At 33.1% G+C, this 23,396-nt stretch carries 19 protein-coding genes; 8 read left to right on the top strand and 11 right to left on the bottom strand.

All coding sequences use genetic code 11. The features are described 5' to 3' along the window. Nucleotides 1–21: 21 nt before the first annotated feature. Nucleotides 22–567, bottom strand: coding sequence for a hypothetical protein (locus Q0845_RS11220; protein ID WP_298512960.1), 546 nt, complete (start codon nt 565–567; stop codon nt 22–24). Nucleotides 568–815: 248 nt separating this feature from the next. Here Q0845_RS11220 and Q0845_RS11215 point away from each other — a divergent pair, with 248 nt between their 5' ends. The 3 genes from Q0845_RS11215 (at nt 816) to Q0845_RS11205 (ending at nt 7,812) form a co-directional block, all read left to right on the top strand. Next, entirely contained in the window at nt 816–1,364 is a 549-nt protein-coding gene (locus tag Q0845_RS11215) for a sigma-70 family RNA polymerase sigma factor (protein WP_298512959.1), read from the top strand. Further along, the gene (locus Q0845_RS11210; RefSeq protein WP_298512957.1) at nt 1,361–4,120 is read left to right on the top strand and encodes a hypothetical protein; all 2,760 of its coding nucleotides are present in this window, start codon (nt 1,361–1,363) and stop codon (nt 4,118–4,120) included. Before Q0845_RS11215 ends, Q0845_RS11210 begins: the two co-directional genes overlap by 4 nt. 212 nt (nt 4,121–4,332) lie before the next feature. After that, nucleotides 4,333–7,812 (top strand): choice-of-anchor L domain-containing protein, encoded by a 3,480-nt coding sequence (locus Q0845_RS11205; RefSeq protein ID WP_298512956.1) that lies wholly within the window; start codon nt 4,333–4,335, stop codon nt 7,810–7,812. An 81-nt stretch (nt 7,813–7,893) separates the two neighbouring features. On the opposite strand, the gene rpsA is transcribed toward Q0845_RS11205, so the two are convergent. Beyond that, nucleotides 7,894–9,669, bottom strand: a complete 1,776-nt coding sequence (gene rpsA, locus Q0845_RS11200) for a 30S ribosomal protein S1 (RefSeq protein ID WP_298513333.1) — start codon at nt 9,667–9,669, stop codon at nt 7,894–7,896. A gap of 302 nt (nt 9,670–9,971) precedes the next feature. Between rpsA and Q0845_RS11195 the strand changes: the two genes are divergently transcribed. After that, a complete protein-coding gene (locus Q0845_RS11195) occupies nt 9,972–10,355 on the top strand; it encodes a LysM peptidoglycan-binding domain-containing protein (protein WP_298512955.1) in 384 nt (127 codons plus the stop codon). A 54-nt stretch (nt 10,356–10,409) separates the two neighbouring features. Here Q0845_RS11195 and Q0845_RS11190 read toward each other — a convergent pair whose 3' ends face one another. The 4 genes from Q0845_RS11190 to lon form a co-directional block, all read right to left on the bottom strand. Continuing rightward, nucleotides 10,410–11,627 (bottom strand): BACON domain-containing protein, encoded by a 1,218-nt coding sequence (locus Q0845_RS11190; RefSeq protein WP_298512953.1) that lies wholly within the window; start codon nt 11,625–11,627, stop codon nt 10,410–10,412. 111 nt (nt 11,628–11,738) lie between these two features. Continuing rightward, nucleotides 11,739–12,428, bottom strand: a complete 690-nt coding sequence (gene cmk / locus Q0845_RS11185; RefSeq protein WP_298512951.1) for a (d)CMP kinase — start codon at nt 12,426–12,428, stop codon at nt 11,739–11,741. A 33-nt stretch (nt 12,429–12,461) separates the two neighbouring features. Continuing rightward, nucleotides 12,462–13,481 (bottom strand): type IX secretion system protein PorQ, encoded by a 1,020-nt coding sequence (gene porQ, locus Q0845_RS11180; protein ID WP_298512949.1) that lies wholly within the window; start codon nt 13,479–13,481, stop codon nt 12,462–12,464. A gap of 484 nt (nt 13,482–13,965) precedes the next feature. Beyond that, nucleotides 13,966–16,428, bottom strand: a complete 2,463-nt coding sequence (gene lon / locus Q0845_RS11175) for an endopeptidase La (protein ID WP_298512946.1) — start codon at nt 16,426–16,428, stop codon at nt 13,966–13,968. A gap of 249 nt (nt 16,429–16,677) precedes the next feature. On the opposite strand from lon, the gene Q0845_RS11170 reads away from it, so the two are divergent. From Q0845_RS11170 to Q0845_RS11155, 4 genes are all read left to right on the top strand, one after another. After that, the gene (locus tag Q0845_RS11170) at nt 16,678–17,232 is read left to right on the top strand and encodes an RNA polymerase sigma factor (protein ID WP_298512944.1); all 555 of its coding nucleotides are present in this window, start codon (nt 16,678–16,680) and stop codon (nt 17,230–17,232) included. A 132-nt stretch (nt 17,233–17,364) separates the two neighbouring features. Continuing rightward, nucleotides 17,365–17,937 (top strand): hypothetical protein, encoded by a 573-nt coding sequence (locus Q0845_RS11165; RefSeq protein ID WP_298512941.1) that lies wholly within the window; start codon nt 17,365–17,367, stop codon nt 17,935–17,937. Continuing rightward, nucleotides 17,918–19,006, top strand: a complete 1,089-nt coding sequence (locus tag Q0845_RS11160; protein ID WP_298512938.1) for a hypothetical protein — start codon at nt 17,918–17,920, stop codon at nt 19,004–19,006. Before Q0845_RS11165 ends, Q0845_RS11160 begins: the two co-directional genes overlap by 20 nt. Nucleotides 19,007–19,053: 47 nt before the next feature. Beyond that, entirely contained in the window at nt 19,054–19,782 is a 729-nt protein-coding gene (locus tag Q0845_RS11155; RefSeq protein WP_298512936.1) for a head GIN domain-containing protein, read from the top strand. A 79-nt stretch (nt 19,783–19,861) separates the two neighbouring features. Here the strand turns inward: Q0845_RS11155 and Q0845_RS11150 are convergent, their stop codons facing one another. From Q0845_RS11150 to Q0845_RS11130, 5 genes are all read right to left on the bottom strand, one after another. Beyond that, nucleotides 19,862–20,476, bottom strand: a complete 615-nt coding sequence (locus Q0845_RS11150; RefSeq protein ID WP_298512934.1) for a hypothetical protein — start codon at nt 20,474–20,476, stop codon at nt 19,862–19,864. A gap of 80 nt (nt 20,477–20,556) precedes the next feature. Next, nucleotides 20,557–21,261 (bottom strand): hypothetical protein, encoded by a 705-nt coding sequence (locus Q0845_RS11145; protein ID WP_298512931.1) that lies wholly within the window; start codon nt 21,259–21,261, stop codon nt 20,557–20,559. Then, nucleotides 21,251–21,955, bottom strand: coding sequence for a hypothetical protein (locus Q0845_RS11140; RefSeq protein ID WP_298512929.1), 705 nt, complete (start codon nt 21,953–21,955; stop codon nt 21,251–21,253). Before Q0845_RS11140 ends, Q0845_RS11145 begins: the two co-directional genes overlap by 11 nt. Continuing rightward, complete coding sequence (locus tag Q0845_RS11135) at nt 21,945–22,655, bottom strand: hypothetical protein (RefSeq protein WP_298512926.1); 711 nt, start codon at nt 22,653–22,655, stop codon at nt 21,945–21,947. The genes Q0845_RS11140 and Q0845_RS11135 overlap by 11 nt, the downstream gene beginning before the upstream one ends. Further along, complete coding sequence (locus tag Q0845_RS11130) at nt 22,645–23,367, bottom strand: hypothetical protein (RefSeq protein WP_298512924.1); 723 nt, start codon at nt 23,365–23,367, stop codon at nt 22,645–22,647. The genes Q0845_RS11135 and Q0845_RS11130 overlap by 11 nt, the downstream gene beginning before the upstream one ends. Nucleotides 23,368–23,396: the final 29 nt, after the last annotated feature.

Genomic DNA, 23,396 nt, shown 5'->3' with positions numbered 1-23,396 from the left:
AACGAATTTTCAATATGCTACTTATTGTATTTTTTCGGTGTTACTCGTAGATTTTTCTTTGAATTTAATTCGTTCTACCTCTCTTTTCACGCCATGAATAGTTGCCGTTTTTAATATTTCTATCAATGTATTATTAATATCATATTGCAAATAAAATGTATTGTGCAAATCTTTGTATTCAAGCAACTTCCCTGTTTCATCATATATAAACTTAATATTTGCAGAATACCCTGAGCCAACTCCATTAAACTCCACAACTTTTTCCAAACCTTTATTAACAACATGCTTTTGCTGTTCAATGCAAAGTTCTGTTATTAATGTATCTTTCACTGGTTGGCAAGCACCTAATCTTAATGTTGCGTATGTCCATTCGTTACTGTAAAGTGTATCAATAGATTTCCAAAAATCTTCTCCAAAACTAATATACTCAACAGACATTTGTTCTAGATAGTATAGATGATTTGTTGCTAATAAAGCTTCAAAATTTGATAAGGTATCTGCCACTTCTACCCAAGTTATTTTTAAAGAATCTTTACTTTTCGATATACTTTTTGAAGCATTTTTCATCGAGTTGTTAGAACAAGAAAAAATACTTATCAAAGTGACTATTAGTATACATTTTTTCATTGTGGTGGATTGTTTGAAAATTGAATCTATAATTTTAATTGGGTTTTCATTTCTAAAGTAGGTATTCTGATAGATATATATTGTAGAATTTCATTAAATCTCCATTTTATATTCCAAAAAAAAATATTTTCAGAAAAAGTTTGGTTACCTTTTTGTGGTTATACCATTAAGTATATAAACAGATTCAGATGAAAGATAAATTCGTATTACAAATGCTAACTTCTACACAGAAAGAAAAAGCCTTTGTAAAGATTTACAAATACTTTCCAAAAGTATCGCGCTTTATATGCAAATATGGAGGAACCAAAGAGGAAGCTCAAGATGTGTTTCAAGAAGCTTTGCTTATTTTTTATAAGAAAGCGAACACTCCCGATTTTAAATTGACTGCACGTATTGAAACTTATATTTTCAGTATTTGCAAGTATTTGTGGAAAGATCAATTACAACAAAAAAATAAACAGATAAACGCCTTTGAAGAAACGTTTGTAAGAGACGAATCCATTCCTGCAGATTTTCATTTGCAAGAAGAAGAAAAATATCAATTGGCTGAAAAAGCTTTGCGATCTATTGGAGAAAAATGCCTAAAACTGCTCTCGTTATTTTATATCGATAAAAAGAAGATGCGAGAAATTGCGCATGCATTAGGTTTTACTTCCGAATCATCTGCCAAAACACAAAAATACAAGTGTTTGGAACGTGCTAAAAATGAATTACGAACCTTAAAAGCAAACAGATGAGAGCAGAATTAGAAACGATTGCATTGATAGAAAAGTACTTACTAAATGTACTTTCTGACGCAGAAACCAACCAATTTGAAGCACGCATGGCAACTGATCCCAATTTTAAAAATGAGGTAACGTTACAAGAACAACTGATACAAGGTTTGGAACATATTTCAGTACAACAAAGTATTCAAAACGCACAGCAAACCTATCAATTTTGGAAACTTATAAAAGGGATTGGACTGATTCTTCTTCCAATTATACTCGCACTTGTGACTTGGTATTTTGTGAATGCTTCCGCAGAAAGTTCAATAGAAGCTGAGACCATTCCAACGAAAGTTGAACAAACCATACAACAAAACAAAAAAGTTGACGTCGTAAGAGAAGTTGTAATAGTTCCTGATACGATTGTAAAAAAGAAAACTCCAAAAGTGACACCGTTAAAGACTTCACTTATTGCAGCAAATTTTAAAAACGATCCTTTGGAGCTGATTCCTTCCGAAATTTTCACCATTTCCTCTAAAAAAGATACGATTATAGAAACACAGCACGGAATTGTGTTTTTAATTCCTGAGAATGCTTTTGTGGATGCAGATCAGAATGTAGTTACAGAAAATATTACGTTGGAAATCAAAGAAGCAGTTACCTCAGAAGCGATTATGTTTGCTGGCTTGGGAACACTTCACAATGAAAAACCTTTGGAAACTGGCGGTATGTTTTTCTTGAAAGCTTTGAAAGATGGCGAAAAATTACAAATTCATCCAGAAAAGGAAATTACCGCAGATATTCCGACACAAGATTATAAAGAAGGTATGCAATTGTTTGATGGCGAAACTGCTCCTGACGGAACTATCGATTGGGTGAATCCAAAACCATTGAACGTCGCATTGATTCCGGAAGATATTGCTAGTTTAAATTTTTATCCACCAGCATATTTGGAAACGCTTGCCGAGAAAGGATATGATACTAGCAATAAGAAATTTACGGATAGTTTGTATTATTCCTTTGGAAAAATGAAAGATACTGTCAAAACAAAGAATTATATTCTAGATCGTATTTTTAAAGAGGAAAAAAGAGGAAAAAATCGAAGAAGACGAAGAAATGATATTCCTAAGGATACGATCAGACAAACTTATGATTCTGTTCGTAAAACGACTAAAACTAAAGAAACACTTTTAGGTTTAGATCCCTTAAAAGTGAAAACTATTTGGAATGAACGCTACCAAAATACATTTATAGCTACCAAAGCTTTTGAGGAACGTTTGGCAGTGATTCATCAAAATTGTAAAGAAGCAAATACTATTTTTAATCTGTATGCCCAAAATCTTAATTACAATTTATATGAAGTAGATAAAATGGTTGCAGCCACCATACACAATGCTTCAATTCGCGAACAATTTAACTTTTTCGCTGCACAAAATTTAACAAATGTTGCAACGCTAGATACCGATATTTCTAAATTGAATCAATATTATATAGCACAGCAACAAGTATATCGTTTGGCATTGGAAAAAACACAACACACTATGGATTCTATCTTAGCTGTTGATACAAAATATCAAGCATTTTCAAAACAGCAATTAGATAATTATTATCAACAAGAATTAGCGATCACTACAAAAAAAGTTGCCAAAGAATTAAATACGAATTTACCACGTATATTCAATCAAACTCCAATAAATCGAAGTGCTGTTTCTACTAGAAATACAGTAACTCGTGTTCGTAATGTTGAGCAAGTTTCTGTATCAAAAATCATTAAAAAAGAAAGAAAAAAACGTCGTTATAGAGCGCCCATTCGAACGACAGGCTGGAAAAATATTGACCGAATTATTTCAGAAGACATCATTCCAAGTCTTAAAAACAGAAAAACTGTCACCGTTAAAAACAAATCCAAAAGTACCACAATTAGCTATTCTAATTATGAAGTAACTATTGAAAACTCCCAACGTTTTGAGCGCCTGTTTGTATATCTTGTTCCGGCAGAATTTAATAGTTTTATTCGATTGGAAGCCAATAATGATCGCTTTACATACAGCGTAAATGATTTACTAAGTTATCGTGTGCATTGTATTGGATATTTGAATTCGGTTCCTTTCTATTTTGAAAAAACTGTCCAAAATGCTTCTGATAAGATTCAACTTCGTCAAATTACTACGGAAAAATTACGGGAGAAACTTGCGAAGATCAATACTGAACAAAGTTCTCTAGAAACCGAAATTTTCTATCATTATCATCAACAAGAAAACAAGCAAACCATCAAAAAGTATCGTGAAATTGTACAACTTAAAAAAGAGATTGAAGCTGTTGTTTTTCCATGTCAGCAAACTAAAGTCAGTACATTATTTACAAAAAAAGCGATTTTGGCAGAACCTGTTGAAGTTATACTAGCTGATGAACCAGATGATACAACAATTCCTTTTGAACTTGTTGAGCAAGTACCTATTTATCCGGGTTGCGAAACTTTAGAAACCAAAGTTGAACGTAAAAAATGTATGAGTGATAAGATTCAGAAACTTGTCAATCGTCAAACGGATGTAAGCATTCTTTCAAAACATCAAAAAACCAGTGGAAAATTTAAAATTCTCTCATCATTTGTAATAGACACATCAGGAGTCGTTACAAATATTAGAATTCGGGCAAATCATCCTGAAGCAGCAGCGGAAATACAACGCGTTTTAGAGTTGATTCCTAAAATGATCCCTGCAAAACAAAAAGGAAAAAACATCAATGTCAAATACATGTTACCAATTATCTTTCAAGTAAGTAATTAAAACAAAAGATCCGTTTCAATTTGAAACGGATTTTTTGTGTTGAAAACCTAACGAAACACCTTAAAACACTTCAAAAGGACATTTTCAAAATATCGTATTTGAAACATTTCTAAGCGAATATGAAGAAGCTTTCCGCAGTTTAGCATTGTCTATTTTAAACAGCATTTATAGTAAGTACATTTAAAATAAATACTAACATTTCTAATTTTTATATGATGAAAAAAAAATATTTATTTCTAATCGTACTGTTATTTACTGGCATGTTATCTGTGACAGCTCAAAACAGAGAACAGCTTCAAAAAATGACTAATGCGTATGTTGAAACTGAAATCGTTAACTATGACATTTCAAAATTAAACAATCGTGAAGTTTCTGGGTTAAAGTCAAAGTTGAAGCTAGAATTTCAACAAAAAAACAAACATTTATTCTCTCAAGAAAAAAACGCAAACCGTGGTGGATTCATTGCGACTCCTGTAGGCGATGGTGTTTTAGGACCTGCTTTGTTGGTGCAACAATTATTCACAAATAGTTGTGCTACATTTACAAACATCGAATCAACATCAAGTGGTGATTCTCAGTTTGGGAGCTTGCCTGAAAGTTTGGGAAGTTTTACAAATGGCTCTTCTAACATACCTTTTAACAGCGGAATGATTTTATCTACTGGGTTTATAAATCAAGTGCAAGGTCCTAATGATCCTGATAATCCTTCATCAAATGGAAACGCTGGTGCTTGGGCATCATATGCAGATCCATTCATTACTCAGTTTGGAGAACCAGGTAGTAATTATAGAAACGGAACTACGATTTCTTTTAATTTTACACCGATTGCCAATCATATTTCTTTTGATTTTATGTTACTTTCAGAAGAATACAATCAACAGTATGAATGTAATTTCGCTGATTTATTTGTGTTTGTTTTAGAAGATTTATCTAATGGAACAGTTCAAAATTTAGCCGTAGTTCCAAACTCAAATACACCTATTCAAGTAACGAGTATTAGACCTACTATATATTTTGATGACGGAACTGGAGGCGTACAATGTGTAGCTGTTAATGAACCGTTTTTCTCGAATTATAATTACGTAATCAATCCAAATCCAGATAGTGTATTAACGATTCCTGCCGCTCAATCACCAACATCCTTTAACGGGCAAACTCACGATTTTACTGCTTTTGGTGATGTAATACCAAATCAACAATATAGAATCACGATAGCAATTGCTGATGAAGGAGATGCTACGTATGATTCTGCAATTCTTATAGAAAATGGTTCATTTAATGTGGGTATTGAATTAGGTCCAGATATTGTAGCTTGTGTTGGGGAAAGTAGTGAAATTGGAGTCCCAGCAATTCCAAATGCTACCTATCAATGGCAAAAATTAACGAATGGGAACTTTGTGAACATTTCTGGAGCAACACAAAATACTTATACGGTAACTGAAAGTGGCGAGTACCGTATTTTGGTGACTGCAAATGGTTGCTCGTATGAAGATACAATTACAGTAACGATTTCAGCTGCTCCTGTGGCACAAATTCCTGATGATATTACTATATGCGATGAAACACCTAATGATGGTTTTGGTATTTTTGATTTGACTTCCGTTTCTACAATTATTCAAAATGGTCAAACAGATGCTACCGTTAGTTTTCATACAAGTTTAGCCGATGCTAACGCTAATGTTGGCAGTATTGCAAGTCCTGGTAATTATGAAAATACAACTTCTGATCAGCAAACAATTTATGCTAGACTTACAGGACCAAATGGTTGTTATACTGTTATTAATTTCAATATTATTGTAGAAGTTTGTTGTACTACGGTTCGCTGCCCAGATATTTATTTGAGCAAAACCGTTCGAACGATATCTCCAAAATGTCCGCGTTTTGATCCAGGCGATCAAATCACATTTAATATTTGTGTTAGAAATGATGAAGTAGATAGTTGCCCAATCAGCACAACGATTGAAGATACTTTAGATCCACAATTCTTTGATATGACTTCATTCAATCCAGTTAATTTTTCTGCATCTATTGTAAACAACAGTTTTGAAATTCAAGTAGATGATTTAGCGTATCAAGAACAAAGATGCTATACTTTTAGAGTTAATTTTAGAGACGACGTACTTCCTGCAGAAGGTCAAAACTGTACGTCAATTACAAAACTTGCGTGTCAGACTATTGAAAGTTGTGCTCAATTTTGTCTCAATTTACCTAACAAGTTATGGCCAAGAACTTTTGGAGCTAAAACTACAGTGAAAAGATATCCGTATGATCTTGAACAAGATGATCTTGGAAATACGTATGTGGTTGGATTGCTAGCCAATGGAGATACTTCTTTTGAAGATCCTAATTTTACAGCTACTAGCAGCAATTATATTATGAAATTTGATATGGATGGAAACTTGCTTTGGACAAGATATCTGACGAATACTATTGGAAATGGTAAAAAAGTAAAATACTTTAACAACCATATTTTCATAACTACTAGTAATGGATATATACTTAAATATAATTTGAATGGTACTCAAATTGACAGTTATAAGTACGGATATAATGAAGCGAATATTGATATTGACACTTCTACAGGAAATATATTTTTAACATCATTATTCACCCAAAATTTCCCAAATAATGGAGACTACTTTGTAAATGTTGGTGCTGGATTAATTAGAAGGTATGAAACCAAAGTATTTAAGTTTGACCAAAATTTTAATTATATACATAGTGTTGAATTTGAAGCTTTGTCGCCAAGTAATGCCAACAATCATTTTTATCGTATTCATGATATTGCATATATAGAAAGTACCAATTCCTTATATGTTACAGGAGAAATGAACGGAAATGTTTTTATCCCAGAAAACACAGCACATGAAGTGGGTATCGATTATTTTACAATTGCCATCAATGATAATCCTAATGACGGTCCTGAACTGGAAATTTCTACAAATAACATCTATGAAGACGAAATGACTTCAAGTATTACGCATGATAATAATACCATTTATTTATCTAGAGATAATGAAGTGTATACGTACGGAATTAACTTAGCTACGGATCCTGTAAATTTTTATGGACGCATCAATGATCCTTTGACTTATACCACAAAACTAGTATACGACAGTAACACCAATAGTATTTTTGCAGCTTTCAACAATAAGAACTTCTTTACATATCAAAATAGTTCTGTTGCCAAATTAGGAAATACACAAAATATCAATGGTTTGTTCTGGCAAGAAACCGCTACTGACAAAAGAGTATTTAGCATTTGTTTAGGTGTTCAGAATCATATTATGGTCGCTGGAACATATAATACGGATACAAATTTTGACACTTCTTACAGAGAAAGTTATAGTAATTTTCATGATGCTTTTGTAGCGAGATTGCGAGATGAAGGCGGAAGTAGTATTTTTGACAGAAGTCAAACAAGTACTGAAACACCTTTCTTCAATCAGTATAAATTTACATTGTATCCGAATCCTGTTTCTAGTAATACTACATTATCTGCGAAAGATAAAAGTACACATATTGAAAATGTTATTGTTAGAGATTTTTACGGAAAAACCGTATTAGAAATGACAAACGTTCAAAGCACGAGTATTTCTTTTGATACATATAAACTGAATCCTGGAATTTACTTTGTCAAAATCTATGATGAAAATCACAAACAAGAAACCATAAAAATGATCGTGAAATAATTCTCAATCAAAAAAAACTAAGTACAAAAAAAGCCGTTTCAAATTGAAACGGCTTTTTGATATATGATAAAATGTTCAGAATTATTTTCCTTCCATTTTGTCTTTTAATTGCTGTAAAGCATTTAAGTCTCCAAGAGTTGTTCTCTCGTTAGCTTGTTGCTTCTTAGCAGCAGCTTGAACATTACGTTGCTCTTCTTCTCTAAAGATTGCAGTGTGAGAAGCTACTACTCTTTTGAATTCTTTATTGAACTCAATTACTTTGAACTCAGCAGTATCACCTTTCTTCAATTTCTTTCCGTCTTCTTTTTCTAAGTGACGAGAAGGAATGAATGCTACTACATCTTCATTTAATGCTACGGTAGCTCCTTTATCATTAGTGTCAGAGATTTCCGCTGTGTGCGTTGTTCCAACACCAAACTCATCTTCGTACTTATCCCAAGGATTTTCAGTAGTTTGTTTGTGACCTAAACTTAATTTACGTCCTTCTACGTCTAATTCTAATACAAGTACTTCTAATTTGTCACCAACAGTAACAAACTCAGATGGATGCTTCACTTTCTTAGTCCAAGATAAATCAGAGATATAAATCAATCCGTCAATTCCTTCTTCTAATTCTACGAATACACCAAAGTTAGTGAAGTTACGTACAGTTCCTGTGTGCTTAGAACCTACAGGATATTTTGTAGTAATATCAGTCCATGGATCTGGCGTCATTTGCTTGATACCAAGAGACATTTTACGATCTTCTCTATCTAATGTTAAGATTACCGCTTCTACTTCATCTCCAACTTTTACGAAATCTTGTGCAGAGCGTAAGTGTGTAGACCAAGACATTTCAGAAACGTGAATTAATCCTTCAACACCTTCTGCTACTTCGATAAATGCACCGTAATCAGCAATAACAACAACTTTTCCTTTTACTTTATCTCCGATTTTTAATTCAGAATCTAAAGCTTCCCATGGATGAGCGCTTAATTGCTTTAATCCTAATTGGATTCTTGATTTGTTATCATCAAAGTCAAGGATTACAACATTTAATTTCTGGTCTAATTCAACAACCTCATTTGGATGGTTGATACGAGACCAAGAAAGATCTGTAATGTGGATTAATCCGTCAACTCCTCCAAGATCAATAAATACACCGTAAGAAGTAATGTTTTTCACAATTCCTTCTAGTACTTGACCTTTTTCTAATTGACCAATAATTTCTTTCTTCTGTAATTCAATATCTGCTTCAATAAGTGCTTTGTGAGATACAACCACGTTTTTGAATTCATGGTTAATTTTAACCACTTTGAATTCCATAGTTTTATTCACATACTGATCGTAATCTCTAATTGGCTTCACGTCAATTTGAGATCCTGGTAAGAACGCTTCAATTCCGAATACGTCTACAATCATACCTCCTTTAGTTCTGCATTTTACAAAACCATTAACGATTTCACCTTTGTCATGCGCAGCGTTTACACGATCCCATGCTTTGATTGTTCTCGCTTTTCTGTGAGATAACACTAACTGTCCTGTTCTGTCTTCACGAACGTCAATTAATACTTCTACTTTGTCTCCTACTTTTAAGTCTGGATTGTAACGAAATTCGTTTAAAGAAATTACTCCTTCAGATTTAGCATTGATATCAATAATCGCTTCTCTGTCAGTCATTCTTACTACAGTTCCATCTACTACAGCGTCATCATCTGTATCAACGAAATTTGCCGCTACTAATTTTTCGAACTCTTCTAACTTTTCGTCTTCTACTTGGTCAATTCCTTCTTCGTAATTGTGCCAGTTAAAGTTTGCTAGAAATTCTTCAGGATTTTTAACGTCCTGAACGTCTGTGTTTGTGTTTTCTTCAGCCATTTGCTGATGTAAAATTTGTATACTGCTCATTTAGAGATTCTTTGCATGTAAAAGCAGTAGATTGTTATGTTTCTTAAAATTTTCTTTGTCCCTTTTCCGATTCTCCATCATGCTAAAAAGGAGTGCAAAAGTATGATTATTATTTTGATTTACAAACAAATAGTACTTCAAACAGAAGCGTTTTTTTCAATTTAGCTATGAAATATGATTTTTATCGAAAAAAAAGATTGTAACACTGTCATAACACGAAATTTATTTTTTTGCTTTATATTTATGATATTAATAATTAAAATAACAAAAGAATGAGTGTAAAAGCGAAATATCAAGGAGTTCTAGATCTTGGACAAGAGTTAAATATTCAAAACGGAAATGTAGAAGAAGCAGATGGTGTATTAAAAGTAAGTGGTACAGCTGGTACGCAGTATGAAAAAAACTTGATGTGGGATAAAATTAAAGAACTTGGAGGAGAACTTCCACAAGACATTGAAGCTAATATTGAAGTAGCTGATGAAACTGTTTTTCACCGCCACACAGTAGCAAGTGGAGACACGTTAGGTAAGATTGCAAAGCAGTATTATGGAAAAGCTGGTGAATACCATGCTATCTTTAAAGCAAATGGAGATATTCTTGAAAATCCAGATGTAATTCATCCAGGACAAGAATTGATAATTCCACATTTATCATAAAGAAATAAAAAAATCGGAAAAACCGCCTTATTTTAAAGTAAGGCGGTTTTTTATTTATCTCATTTTATTAAAGGTAACCTTTGTCTCAAAATCCCAAGTTTCTCCAATGGCAAGGTCTACATTTTGAAGGTATCTGTAATACTTACTGTAATATTGAGTATCCCATATATATTGCTTTGAAGAATTGTCATTGATACTAAAGATACTTTCTATTTTTGTAGAAAGTTGATTGGTTTCACTCCATAAGAAAATTTTATTGTTGACTTCTTCCATTTTTCGATCGCCATTTTGATTGAATGTAACAGATTCATCGAAGTTGTCCGTATATCCATTTTGGCCAATATCAATACTTACCGACACTAAAGAACCATAACAAGTACTCAAGGAAATATTTTCCTTTCCTATTAAGGTATTTTTTGTAGTATAACCGCCGTCTTTTATCGTTGTTTGTTTTATGTGCTCTGCTTCTTCTCCATGAGACATGTCATCTTTATGCATCATGCTTTTTTGTTTATATGAAAATTCTTCACACGGTTTCATAGCAAAAGCAGTAGATAGATCGGTCATTACTGTATTGTCAATAAAGAATTCTATTTCTTCTAATGTTTCATTTCCATGAAAACCTCCTGTAAAGTTTGAAGCACCATTTTTTCTATATGTAAACTCCGATTCGCCAAAATGCAGTAAGGTAATTTCTGTTGGAATCATTTCCTCTCCATTGTACCTAAATTCTTCACAATAGGTAATTCTGAATTGATCAACATATACATCATCAGACAAATTTTGTTCATGTCTAATGGTAAAACCCCAATAATAATCAGGTTTTGCTTCACTTTGTGTAAATACGGTAAAAACAGCATTGCCCTGATAACCTACAGGATCATAATTTATATAGCCTTTACGAAAGTCTTCATAAAACGCTCCTTGACGAACTTCAACTTCATAAATATCTCCCGTCGTTTTAATTTTGATCTTCCCTTCTCGTGAAGAATAATCTTCATTTTCAAAAACTGTGATGTGTAGTCTATTGATATTATAATCAACTTCTTTTACGACTTCTAGCCAGTCAGGATTTGATATTATCTTCCAATCAGTATTGGTAGAAATATCAATTTCAAATTCAGTTTCTTCAGGTGGAGAAAATAATTGAGTTTCGGTAATTTCAAAATAGGACTCAATTTCTATTTCAGTTTCTTCTTTTGAACAGGAAGATATAAAGAGTAAAATAAGGGTGTTAATGGATATTAAAAATATCTGTTTAGCAATTTTCATACAGTTTGGTAACTTAATCGATTTTCTTTTTCGATTTGAAGATAGAACAATAATTTTTATTTTCCTAAAATACTCTGTATGAGCAGTATTTTATCAGACTTAAAACACTTTTTAAGCGTTTATGGTTCGCTTGACTAAATTGAGAATGCGTTCAAATTGTTCTTTCAGTCCCATGTCACTATTATCAATAGCAATGGCGCCTTCCGCTTGTCGTAAAGGTGAATCTTCTCGATGCGAATCTATATAATCTCTGTTTTGCACATTTCGCAATACGTCTTCATAATTAACATCGTCGCCTTTTTCAATGAGTTCTTTGTAACGACGGATCGCTCTTTTTTCTGGAGAAGCCGTCATGAAAAGTTTTAATTCTGCTTCAGGAAATACAACAGTCCCAATATCTCTTCCATCCATTACAATGCCACTGTCTTGCCCCATTTTTTGTTGTTGCTTTACCAATTGATACCGTACTTCAGGAACTGCAGCGACTTTACTCACAAAGTCAGAAACTCTTAAGGTTCTGATTTCTTTTTCTACATTTTCTCCATTCAAGTACATTTCGGCGAAGCCTACTGCATCATTATATACAAAGTGTAAGTGAATGCTATCTAAGTCTTCGACCAAAGCATTGATAGAAAAATTGTCTGGATTGATATATTCGTTGCGAAGTGCGTACAAAGTTACCGCGCGATACATAGCGCCTGTGTCTACATATATATATTCTAATTCTTTGGCAAGTTGTTTAGCAATCGTGCTTTTTCCTGTAGATGAGAAACCATCAATGGCAATGATAATTTTTTTCATGATCGCATTCTTTTTTGGTGGTAACGCGTCGTTTTATTGCAAATTAATTGTAACACCAAACATACTTGTGTTTGCCGCAATAGCGTAACGTGCGTAGGTATAATCGAATTTTAGTTTATTGATTCGAAGTCCAAATCCAGCCGTAATTCCAGAGAAATTACGTTGATCTATAATTTTTAATTCTTCTCCTCTACGGAAGTTGTATCCTAATCGAATATTAAATCCTTTGTCTGGGAACAATTCCATTCCTACAATGGTTCGTCGAATTAAGTTTTTAAAGAATGTCACTTTTTCTTCCGTTACGCCACCTTCAATCGATTGTTCTGCTCTATTTGGATTGGCAAACGCAATATTCCATTCTTGTAAGTTTTCAAAGGTAACATGCCAACGAATAGGAACGTGTTCAAGCTTTTGCGATAATCCTAAAATTAATTCAAAAGGCAATTGTTCTTGCACACCTGCATAAGTTGTAAATTGAAGTCCTAAGTTTCTAGCTACTAACGCAACATTGAATTCTAGTTCTTCATTTATATACATAATTCCTAAATCTACCGCACCACCAAAAGAATTGTATTGTTCTAATTTAGAGTTGATAAATTTTGCACTGGCACCAATATGAATATCTGTCCAAGGAATATTGTATGCATATCCCATTGACAACGCAACTTCATTTCCTGTAAAGCTTCCTGTAGCATTTCCTTCTTCATCATATCCATCAAATTGACCGTATGATACATAGGTAACTCCTGCATGAAACGTTTGTACTCTTCTGTCCCAAGTATACGCATAGGCAGCTGAACCGTAATTTACATCTCCTAGATAATTGACATAATTTACTGACAACTGATTATCCATTGTATAGTTAATAGTTGCAGGATTAAACAATGCCTGATTTACATCTTTATCGTAATTCGTAATTACTTTTCCTCCAAGAGCTGCTTGCCTTGGAGAAGAAATTAAGTTTAAAAACTGGTACGTGTATCTACCTCCTATTTGAGCGGAGGCCAGCGTAGTTATAAACAAAAAAAAGGAAAAGAGGATCTTTTTCTGCATGTGTACAAAGTAACTAAAATCTTTATTCAAAACGTTTAGATATTATAAATATTTTATACGCTTTTTAAAAAAATTCAGATATTTCTGTTAATTGATTTTTTTCTGCGGCAAAACTACACTTTTTATTGGCAATCCTTTACTAATATGGCTTTTAAAGCACTTTATTTTTATTGATATTTTATAAAACCGCACCTCATGTCTTTGTTTTACAACATAAAACAACCGTTCTTCAAAAGAATTTCTGAATCAACGACATGCAAAACATGTAAGAACTCGGAGATGTTTAATTATGTAACAGTTGCTCAATAACAAAAATGTTTCGTTTCGTTTAGTTTAACACATTGGGCAGCTGTTCTTTTTTAGTTACTATCAAATTTGTATGATGCAAAAAAGACTCAGCGTTATGTAGTAACTCCAAGTCTTTTTATATGATGGTAACATTGAATTTAAAATTGTGTACAACTTCAAGTCATTGTCAATTTTGTTAATCTACAGATAATGTTTTTGCATTTTTTACAGCTTCATTGGTCACTGCATGCTTAATTACATCGCTCATTTCGGTTACATAATGAAATGTGAGTCCTTTTAAATAAGCTGCTTTGATTTCTAAAATATCACGTCTGTTTTGTTCGCACAAAATGATTTCTTTGATTCCTGCGCGTTTCGCTGCTAATATTTTTTCTTTGATTCCACCAACAGGCAACACTTTTCCTCGCAACGTAATTTCTCCCGTCATGGCAATATCTTTTTTCACTTTTTTCTGTGTGAATAACGAAACCAAAGATGTCAACATGGTAATTCCCGCACTTGGTCCATCTTTTGGAGTACCACCTTCTGGAACGTGAATGTGCACATTGTATTTTGAAAATATTTCAGGTTTTACGCCTAAAAAGTCTGCATTCGACTTCATATATTCCATCGCAATCGTCGCAGATTCTTTCATCACTTTTCCTAAGTTTCCTGTGATGGAAAGGTTTCCTTTTCCTTTTGATAAAGTAGATTCTATAAATAAAATATCACCTCCAACACTTGTCCAAGCTAATCCTGTAACAACTCCTGCCACATCATTATTTTCATATTTATTGCGCTCCATACGTGCAGGACCTAATACTTCTTCTATGATAGCATTGGTTACTTTTTTCTCGTATTTATCTTCCATGGCAATAGATTTTGCCGCATAACGCACCATTTTAGCGATTTGCTTTTCCAATCCACGTACACCACTTTCACGCGTATATCCTTCTACTATTTTTTCAAGCTGCTTCTTCCCTATTTTTAAATCTTTTTCAGAAAGTCCGTGTTCTTTCAATTGCTTTTCTAGCAAATGTTTTCCACCAATTTCTACCTTTTCTTCTGTCGTATATCCTGTGACATTGATAATTTCCATACGATCGCGTAATGCAGGCTGAATGGTACTTAGACTATTTGCCGTTGCAATGAACATTACTTTTGACAAGTCGTAGCCCATTTCTAAGAAATTATCATAAAAAGCGGTGTTTTGTTCTGGATCTAATACTTCTAACATTGCCGATGACGGATCGCCATTGTGACTGCTAGAAAGCTTATCTATTTCATCCAATACGAATACAGGATTTGACGTTCCTGCTTTTTTCAGACTTTGAATAATTCGTCCTGGCATGGCTCCAATATATGTTTTACGATGTCCGCGAATTTCAGCTTCATCACGCAATCCACCTAAAGAAATACGCACATATTCTCGTCCTAAAGCTTCTGCAATTGATTTTCCTAAAGAGGTTTTTCCAACTCCTGGAGGACCATATAAACATAAAATCGGTGATTTCATATCGTTACGTAGCTTTAGTACTGCCAAATATTCTATGATACGCTTCTTTACATCTTCCAAACCTGAATGATCACGATCTAAGATGGTTTGTGCTTTTTTCAGATTGAATTTATCTTTACTGAATTCATTCCAAGGTAAATCTAAAAACAACTCCAAATAGTTACGCTGAATAGAGTATTCGGCAACTTGCGGATTCATGCGTTGCATTTTTGACAATTCTTTATCAAAATGCTTCTTTATATTTTCGTCCCACTTTTTCGTTTTGGCACGAGCGCGCATTTCTTCTACTTCTTTTTCATACGAAACGCCTCCACCTAATTCTTCTTGGATTGTTTTCATTTGCTGATGCAAGAAATATTCACGCTGTTGCTGATCTAAATCGTGGCGTACTTTTGACTGAATATCATTCTTTAACTCCAACTTCTGCATTTCCAAGTTCATGCTTTTCAGCGTTGCTAATGCACGTTGTTTTAAATCGGTCACAGCCAATAATTCTTGTTTCTCCTTTACGGTCAAATTCATATTTGAAGATATGAAGTTGATTAAAAACGAAGAACTTTCAATGTTTTTGATGGCAAACGATGCTTCCGACGGAATGTTTGGACTCTCTTTGATGATTTGTAATGCCAAATCTTTGATCGAATCTAAAATCGCGGTAAACTCTTCATCATCTTTTTCCGGACGTGTTTCTGGCACTTCTTTCACCGTTGCTTCCATGTATGGAGTATCACGCAATAAAGTATCTACTTCAAAGCGTTTTTTTCCTTGAATGATAATCGTTGTATTTCCATCTGGCATTTGTAAGACACGCAAAATACGCGCTACAGTTCCTAGAGTATTGATATCTTCTAATGCAGGATTTTCTACTGTTTCATCTTTTTGAGAAACGACACCAATTACTTTTCCGCCATTATTAGCGTCTTTGATCAATTGAATTGATTTATCGCGTCCAGCGGTAATTGGAATTACAACTCCTGGAAATAATACGGTATTTCGTAACGGTAAAATTGGCAATGTAGGTGGTAACTCTTCTCTATTGATTTCTTCTTCATCTTCGGGCGTCATCAACGGAATCAATTCCGCATCTTCATCAATGGATTGAAATGACAAACTGTCCATATTTAAAAACTTTGTCTCGCTCATATATATTGTTCTAAGTCATTCTGTCATATAAACAGGATGATATCTTTTTATTTTTATTTTTATTTTACTGTGTAACCGCTTATAAATCAACTAAAGTCGTTGATTTCATTGGTCACAACGATCATTTAAAGACAATTGTTATGCCAAGCTTTCCTTGATAAATAGATAAAAATCAAGAAATATTAAATAATTTTAGATAAAAGTGTAACAATTTAATTTTTCACTAATCTTTACAATAAACTAAACTTTTTGAGCCACCAAAAGTTACATACTGAACAACTCATTACGTTGTGCAAAGAAGGAAATCAATCTGCGCAAATGGAGATTTACAATCGCTATTACAAAGCGATGTATAATACTGCATTTCGAATTTTAAAAAATAGCGCAGAAGCAGAAGACGCCATGCAAGAAGCATTTTTGAATGCTTTTATGAAGTTGGATACTTTTAGCGAACAAGTTTCTTTTGGCGCATGGTTAAAAAAAATCGTAGTGAATAAAAGTATTTATCTGTATAAAAAGCAACAACGAAAAGAAGAAGTTCCTATCGACACTTTGTTACATAAGGTCGAAGATAATGATGGAGTTGCTTCGGATGAGGAGTTTACAAGCTTACAGGCTCAAAAAGTATTGCAAACTTTAAAAACACTGAAGGACAATTACAGAGTTTCTTTGACCTTACATTTAATTGAAGGGTTTGATTATGAAGAAATTTGCTCAATTCTAGATATTAGCTATGCAAATTGCAGAACTACGATTTCGCGTGCAAAAGAAAGTCTAAGACGAAAATTGGAAGTATACGTATGAAACGAGCATTAATAAATTTAAAAATTAGTTTGCAAAATGAAATTTTGAAAGTTTTTAATGCGAGAGCGGAGCGGTTGCACACGTTCTCAATTTTATAAAAAAATTATTATCAGATAATAAAAATTTAAACGTGTGAAAGAGAACGACAACATTACAAACTTATTTGACCGATTGAAAGATGATTTCGATATCGAAACACCTGAATTGGGACACGAACACCGTTTTTTGAGAAAATTACAGCAACAGCAGGAAGAATCTCAAGAAACAGCTGACATCAGCAAACCGAAAATATTGTTTACTTGGTGGAAGCAAATTGCGGCAGCCTGTGTAATTTTATTGAGCTTGGGAATTTTTATCGGTTCTAATTTTGGAACTACCACTATAGAATCTCCAGAAGTTACATTTTCGCCAGAAGTAGAAAAGTCACAAGTCCATTTTGCTTCTTTGATTGAAAAAGAACTCGAAAAAGTAAAAGCTGCTGAAGATGAAGACACTAAAGAAATTGTACAAGATGCTTTGCAGCAACTAAAACGTCTTGAAACAGAATATGACAAGTTAAAAGATGAACTTGTTGCATATGGAGAAGATAAACGTATTTTACAAGCAATGGTCGCAAATTTCCAACTTCGTATACAGCTATTAGAGAATGTATTAGTACAAATTGAAGAAATTAAAATATTCAAGAATGAAGACACTGTTATATAAACTAACCATACTTGCTTTTTTAGTACCTTTTATTACGCTTGGCAATACAAAGCATAAAGGAAAGTATACTAAAGAAAAAACAATTAGTAAAGAATTTAATGTAGATGCAGATGCTCTTTTAAAAATTTCAAATAGCTATGGAACTATTCATATGACAGCTTGGGATAAAAATACAGTAGCTATTGAAGTAGTCATTAAATCCAATGGAGATTCTGAAAGTAAAGTAGTTGAACGTTTGAAACAAATTGATGTAAATTTTAATAATACAGCTTCCATGGTAAGTGCAATGACAAGTTTTAACAAAAATCAGTCAAAGTCATGGCGCAAATGGAACAAGCGTAACAGAGTAAATGTAACGGTAAATTATACGATCAAATTTCCGAAAGGAAATGAGTTAAATGTCTCAAATGATTATGGAGGAATTTTCTTGGATCGTGCCGAAAATAAAGTTTCGTTAAACTGCGATCATGGACGTATGGAAATAGGTCAGTTATTAGGAAACGATAATTATTTGAATTTTGATCATACAAATAATGTCACTATTGCCTATATGAAAGGTGGACGTATTAATGCAGATTACTCTTCTTTTTCCGTAAAAGAAGCTGAAAACATTGAATTAAATGCAGATCATACAAAATCAAGTTTTGAAGTTGTTAGCAACATCGAATACAGTTGCGATTATAATACATTACAAATTGGACAAGCATATAATGTAAAAGGAAGTGGAGATTATTTGTCACTACGTTTAGGAATCATTACTGGAAATTTGGACTTATCAGCAGATTACGGTTCTATTAAAATAGCTGAAATGACAGATGATGCAGGAGATATCAGAATTGATTCAGAGCTTGCCGGAATTAAGATTGGATATCAACCACAGTATTACTTTGACTTTCAGTTAGACTTAGAGAATGCAAGTTTAAAAGGAGCAGATGGTTTTACCATGAATAAAAAACGAGTGGAATCTAATGAAAGCTATTACGAAGGTTATCACGGAAACGGTTCAACCAGAAATAAAATTTTAATTAGTGCAGAATACGGAAGTATTCGATTCATAAAAAAACAATAATTCATCAAATCATAAAACAAAAAAATCAATCTAAAAAATCAATTATCATGAGAAAAGCAACAATATTTATCATCACATTATTATTAGCCACTACAGTGTCTCACGCACAATGGGGAAAAAAGAAAGTTAAAGGAAACGGGAATGTAACTACTATTACAAGAACTACTTCCGATTATGACGCCGTAAGCGTTGCAGGTTTTTTTGACGTAGAATTGGTAGCTGGAACCGAAGGAACTATTACACTAAAAGGAGAATCTAATTTATTAGAACACATTACTACGGAAGTGAAAGGAGATGTGTTAAAAATTAAAACTAAAAAAGGATACAACTTACGTGTAAGTAGAGGAAAGCAATTAATTATTACAGTTCCGTTTAAAGATATTAGCGGAGTTTCTTTATCTGGTTCGGGAGATGTATATACTAAAGACACCATTCAAGCAGATAGTTTTAAAATGGCATTGGCTGGTTCGGGAGATGTTATTATTGATATCAACGCAGGAAAGTTAAAAATGGCTGTTTCTGGTTCGGGAGATATGACCGCTAGAGGAACAGCAGATAATGCAGAAATAGCATTGTCGGGTTCTGGAGACATTCACGCATATAAATTACAAGCAAAAAGTGCTAAAGTAAGCTTGGCAGGTTCTGGAGATATTCGATTACATGCAACTGACTATTTAAAAGCACGTGTAGCTGGTTCTGGAGATATTACTTATAAAGGAAAACCAGCAAAACAAGATACTAAAGTAGCAGGTTCTGGAAGCATTTCTATGAACTAGAAGATTCAACAATCAAAAAATGGACAACAAAAAAACCACTCGATATGAGTGGTTTTTTTATGTGTTATGATGGTGTGTTTTATTGTCTTGTAAATACAGAGTTACTGGAAACAACGGATGTTGTTTCAATTCCTTGAGATACAGAAGTAATTGTTTGTGGATCTTGTTGAAATGTCAATGTTTGTCCGTCAGCACTGATTGTAAATTGTGCTTCTTGCGGAGAAGTTGCTAATGCATCAGTATCAATACCGTCTACTTGTAAATCGTAAAATGCTCCACTTATGGTCATTGTGTTGTTACTTGTAATCTCGTAGGTTCCATCTCCCATAACATCAGTTACAGAACTTGTATTCGTTTGTGTAATATCTGCCACTGAAACAGTAGAAGTTACGTCATAGCTTCCTTCTGTTGCAAAAGTATTATCGCTATTAAAAGTAACCGTATAGTTAAGGTTAGATCCTGACGATTGCATCATTGTTGTTGGTAATCCTGCAACATCTACACTTATTTCTGCGTTTGCACTAAAAGAAACTGCCTGCCAAGTTCCAATAATGGAAGTTGGATCATCTGTATTGTTATTATTATTATTGTTAGCATTTGCTGTTTCTTCCGTTTCTGGATCTAATGCTTCATTTTCGCAAGTAAATGCTGTGAGGGAAATAAAAATTAACAGTAATAGGGATGCTTTTTTCATATAGTATAATGGTTTTAATTTGAGTCAAATGTAATAAATTTTATATCGTAAGCAATTATTTTACTTTTGATTACACTTTATTATTTATAGTATTCATAGGTTCGAATAGCTATTTTTTCTGGTCTTTCTGAGTCTTCTGGAGTATAACTAAATCTTTTTGTCCAATTGTCATGTTCGTCAAATTCTACATACTCAAATTTTGTAGTCACGACTCCTCCATCTGGATATTTTTTTTCTATCGCTGTAGTCATTCCATTTTCATCGCGTAAAAATTTCATTTCAACCTCAAACTCTACACGTCCCTTGTATAATGTTTTAAAATTGCGTTTTATTATTTTACCATCTTTATAAAAAAGTTTTCCCGTTCCAACTTCGTTTCCATCTGGATCATAGGATACAAACTCAAGTTCTGTTTCTGAGAGATACGTATATTTTGTTATGCCTTCCGAATTTCCTTTTGCATCATACTTTAATTCTTCAACCATTTTACCATTTTCTTTTTTAGAAATCTGATGTGCGCTTAAATCGTTGTTTTTGTCAAAAATATCTATTCGTTCATGATCGCCTTCTTTTGTGAAACTCACGCTAGAACTTCCGTACCCTAAAGGCTTTCCTTTTTGCCATTCGCCAGATTTTTCAACAGGATTATAATGGTTTTCGTTATAGGTTTTTACCTTTCCTTTCAATTCATATAAATCCCAATCGGTTTTTTTATTTGTACAAGAACTCAGCATTATAAAAGCGCTGATCAATATTGGAATAATCGTGTATTTTTTAGTTTTCATAGTAATCATAAGTTCGGATGACTATTTTAGTAGGTGTTTTGCTATCATCTCCTAGATAATCTAGTCTTTTAGTCCAGTTGTTTTGATCGTCAAATTCTAAATACTCAAATTTACTGATCGTAATTTTCCCATCTTCATCCGTTTGTTTCATACTGCTTACATGTCCTTTTTCATTACATTCATAATTTACTCTAATTTCGTAGGTAACTTTTCCATTTGTAAAGATTTTGTGATCTCGCCTAACGATTCTATGATCCTCTAAAAAAGTGGTTCCTTGCACTTTTATATTTCCATCTTCATCATAGTTTGTAAATTCTAGTTTTGAATCTGAGATGTATGTATATTTTGTTTCACTTTTAAATGCTCCATCTTTATCGTATGTAACTTCTTCGATGATTTTTCCATTGTCCCATTTAGGAATTGCTCGTTCTGTTAATTCTCCATTTTTATCTAGATAATCCATTCTTTGATAAGTTCCTTCATCATCAAAATTGACACTATAATTTCCATATTCAGCTGCTTCTCCTTGTTTCCATTCTCCAAATTTTATTTCGGGCTCGTAATAATTTTCTACGTAAGTTTTCACTTTTCCTTTCAATGCATATATGTCCCAATCGGTTTTTTTACCACAAGAACTCAACATTGCAAAAACAATGATCAGCATTGGAATTACAGTATATTTTTTAGTTTTCATAGTAATCATAGTTTCTAATGACTAATCTTTCGGGCATTTTACTATCATCTACATTGTAATTCAGTCTTTTTGTCCAGTTATTTTGATCGTCAAATTCAAGATATTCGTATCTGTAATTTTCAACATTTCCATCTTCATCTGTTTGTTCGAGTGCACTTACTAGTCCATCTTCGTTATGCTTGAATTTCATTCTAATCTCAAAAATAGTTTTCCCGTCAGAGAATTCCTTATAATCTCTTCTGCTGATTCTACCATTCTCTAAAAAAGTTTTCCCTGAACCGACCTCTTTTCCATCTTCATCATAAAGAATATATTCAACTTTAGAATCAGAGAGATATTTACACTTTGCAACTTTTTCTAACTGTCCATCCTCATCATACTTAAATTCCTCAATGACTTTACCGTTCTCTCTTTTTGGAATCGTGCGTTTTCTCAATTCATTTTTTTCGTTGATAAAGTCTATTTTTGTGTAATTTCCATTCGAATCAAAAGCTACGCTATGATTTCCATATTCATACTGTTCTCCTGCGTACCATTCTCCAAACTTAGTTTCTGGCTCATAATTTCTTTCTACATACTTTTTCACTTTCCCTTTTAGTTCGTACACACTCCAATCTGTTTCTGTTTTTTGAGAGCATGAACTAAATAGTGTGAAAACAATAATTAATACTGGAATTACACTATGCTTTCTAATTTTCATAATATTCATAGGTTCTTATTACAATTCTGTCTGGCGCATCTGAATCTTTAAAAGGATATTCCATTCTTTTTGTCCAATTTTCATGGTTATCAAATTCTACATATTCAAACTTTTGAACGCTTGTTGTATCGCCTTTTGTATCCAGTTGTATTTGATGAGACATATTTCCTTTTTTATCATATTTGAAAACAGTTACTACTTTATCTTCTGTCTCTTTTCTGTCAAAAAACTCAAAATCTTGCTTTTGTAATTGTCCATTTTCATACCACATAGTTCCTTTGAGTGTTTCAGTACCATCTTTATCATGAGTCGAATACACTAGCTTTTTGCCCGTATCAGTATGGATCACTATTTTTCCAAGTATTGCTTTATTAGCATCATAAATAATTTCTTCTACCAACTTACCATGTGCTCTTTTAACAATGATTTTTTCTGAAGGCTTGCCTTCTGTATCAAAACCTTGTCGTTCTGTGTAATTTCCATCAACATCAAAAAAAGTGGTGTGATTTCCGTAAGCAACCAATTCGCCTTTTGCCCATTTGCCAGCTTCAATTATTGGTTCATAGTTCTGTTCTGTGAAAGATTTTACGTTTCCACGAATCCCGAACTTAACCAAATCTGTTGATGTCGTATTTGAACAGGAAGCAAGTAGTATACAAATAATGAAAACTATAGGAACAATGCCCAGTTTTTTACTTTTTGAAATTTTCATGAATTGTTTTTTAAAATTTATAACTGGAG

This window comes from uncultured Kordia sp. (assembly GCF_947489565.1).
Lineage (GTDB): Bacteria > Bacteroidota > Bacteroidia > Flavobacteriales > Flavobacteriaceae > Kordia.
The sequence above is the reverse complement of the archived record's forward strand: the minus strand, read 5'-3'. Positions and strand labels throughout refer to the sequence as shown.

Bases quoted from the DNA above. Each gene is read 5' to 3' on its own strand.
- Q0845_RS11220 (WP_298512960.1), bottom strand. From the start codon at position 567: ATGAAAAATGCTTCAAAAAGTATATCGAAAAGTAAAGATTCTTTAAAA.
- Q0845_RS11215 (WP_298512959.1), top strand. From the start codon at position 816: ATGAAAGATAAATTCGTATTACAAATGCTAACTTCTACACAGAAAGAA.
- Q0845_RS11210 (WP_298512957.1), top strand. From the start codon at position 1,361: ATGAGAGCAGAATTAGAAACGATTGCATTGATAGAAAAGTACTTACTA.
- Q0845_RS11205 (WP_298512956.1), top strand. From the start codon at position 4,333: ATGATGAAAAAAAAATATTTATTTCTAATCGTACTGTTATTTACTGGC.
- rpsA (WP_298513333.1), bottom strand. From the start codon at position 9,669: ATGGCTGAAGAAAACACAAACACAGACGTTCAGGACGTTAAAAATCCT.
- Q0845_RS11195 (WP_298512955.1), top strand. From the start codon at position 9,972: ATGAGTGTAAAAGCGAAATATCAAGGAGTTCTAGATCTTGGACAAGAG.
- Q0845_RS11190 (WP_298512953.1), bottom strand. From the start codon at position 11,627: ATGAAAATTGCTAAACAGATATTTTTAATATCCATTAACACCCTTATT.
- cmk (WP_298512951.1), bottom strand. From the start codon at position 12,428: ATGAAAAAAATTATCATTGCCATTGATGGTTTCTCATCTACAGGAAAA.
- porQ (WP_298512949.1), bottom strand. From the start codon at position 13,481: ATGCAGAAAAAGATCCTCTTTTCCTTTTTTTTGTTTATAACTACGCTG.
- lon (WP_298512946.1), bottom strand. From the start codon at position 16,428: ATGAGCGAGACAAAGTTTTTAAATATGGACAGTTTGTCATTTCAATCC.
- Q0845_RS11160 (WP_298512938.1), top strand. From the start codon at position 17,918: ATGAAGACACTGTTATATAAACTAACCATACTTGCTTTTTTAGTACCT.
- Q0845_RS11155 (WP_298512936.1), top strand. From the start codon at position 19,054: ATGAGAAAAGCAACAATATTTATCATCACATTATTATTAGCCACTACA.
- Q0845_RS11150 (WP_298512934.1), bottom strand. From the start codon at position 20,476: ATGAAAAAAGCATCCCTATTACTGTTAATTTTTATTTCCCTCACAGCA.
- Q0845_RS11145 (WP_298512931.1), bottom strand. From the start codon at position 21,261: ATGAAAACTAAAAAATACACGATTATTCCAATATTGATCAGCGCTTTT.
- Q0845_RS11140 (WP_298512929.1), bottom strand. From the start codon at position 21,955: ATGAAAACTAAAAAATATACTGTAATTCCAATGCTGATCATTGTTTTT.
- Q0845_RS11135 (WP_298512926.1), bottom strand. From the start codon at position 22,655: ATGAAAATTAGAAAGCATAGTGTAATTCCAGTATTAATTATTGTTTTC.
- Q0845_RS11130 (WP_298512924.1), bottom strand. From the start codon at position 23,367: ATGAAAATTTCAAAAAGTAAAAAACTGGGCATTGTTCCTATAGTTTTC.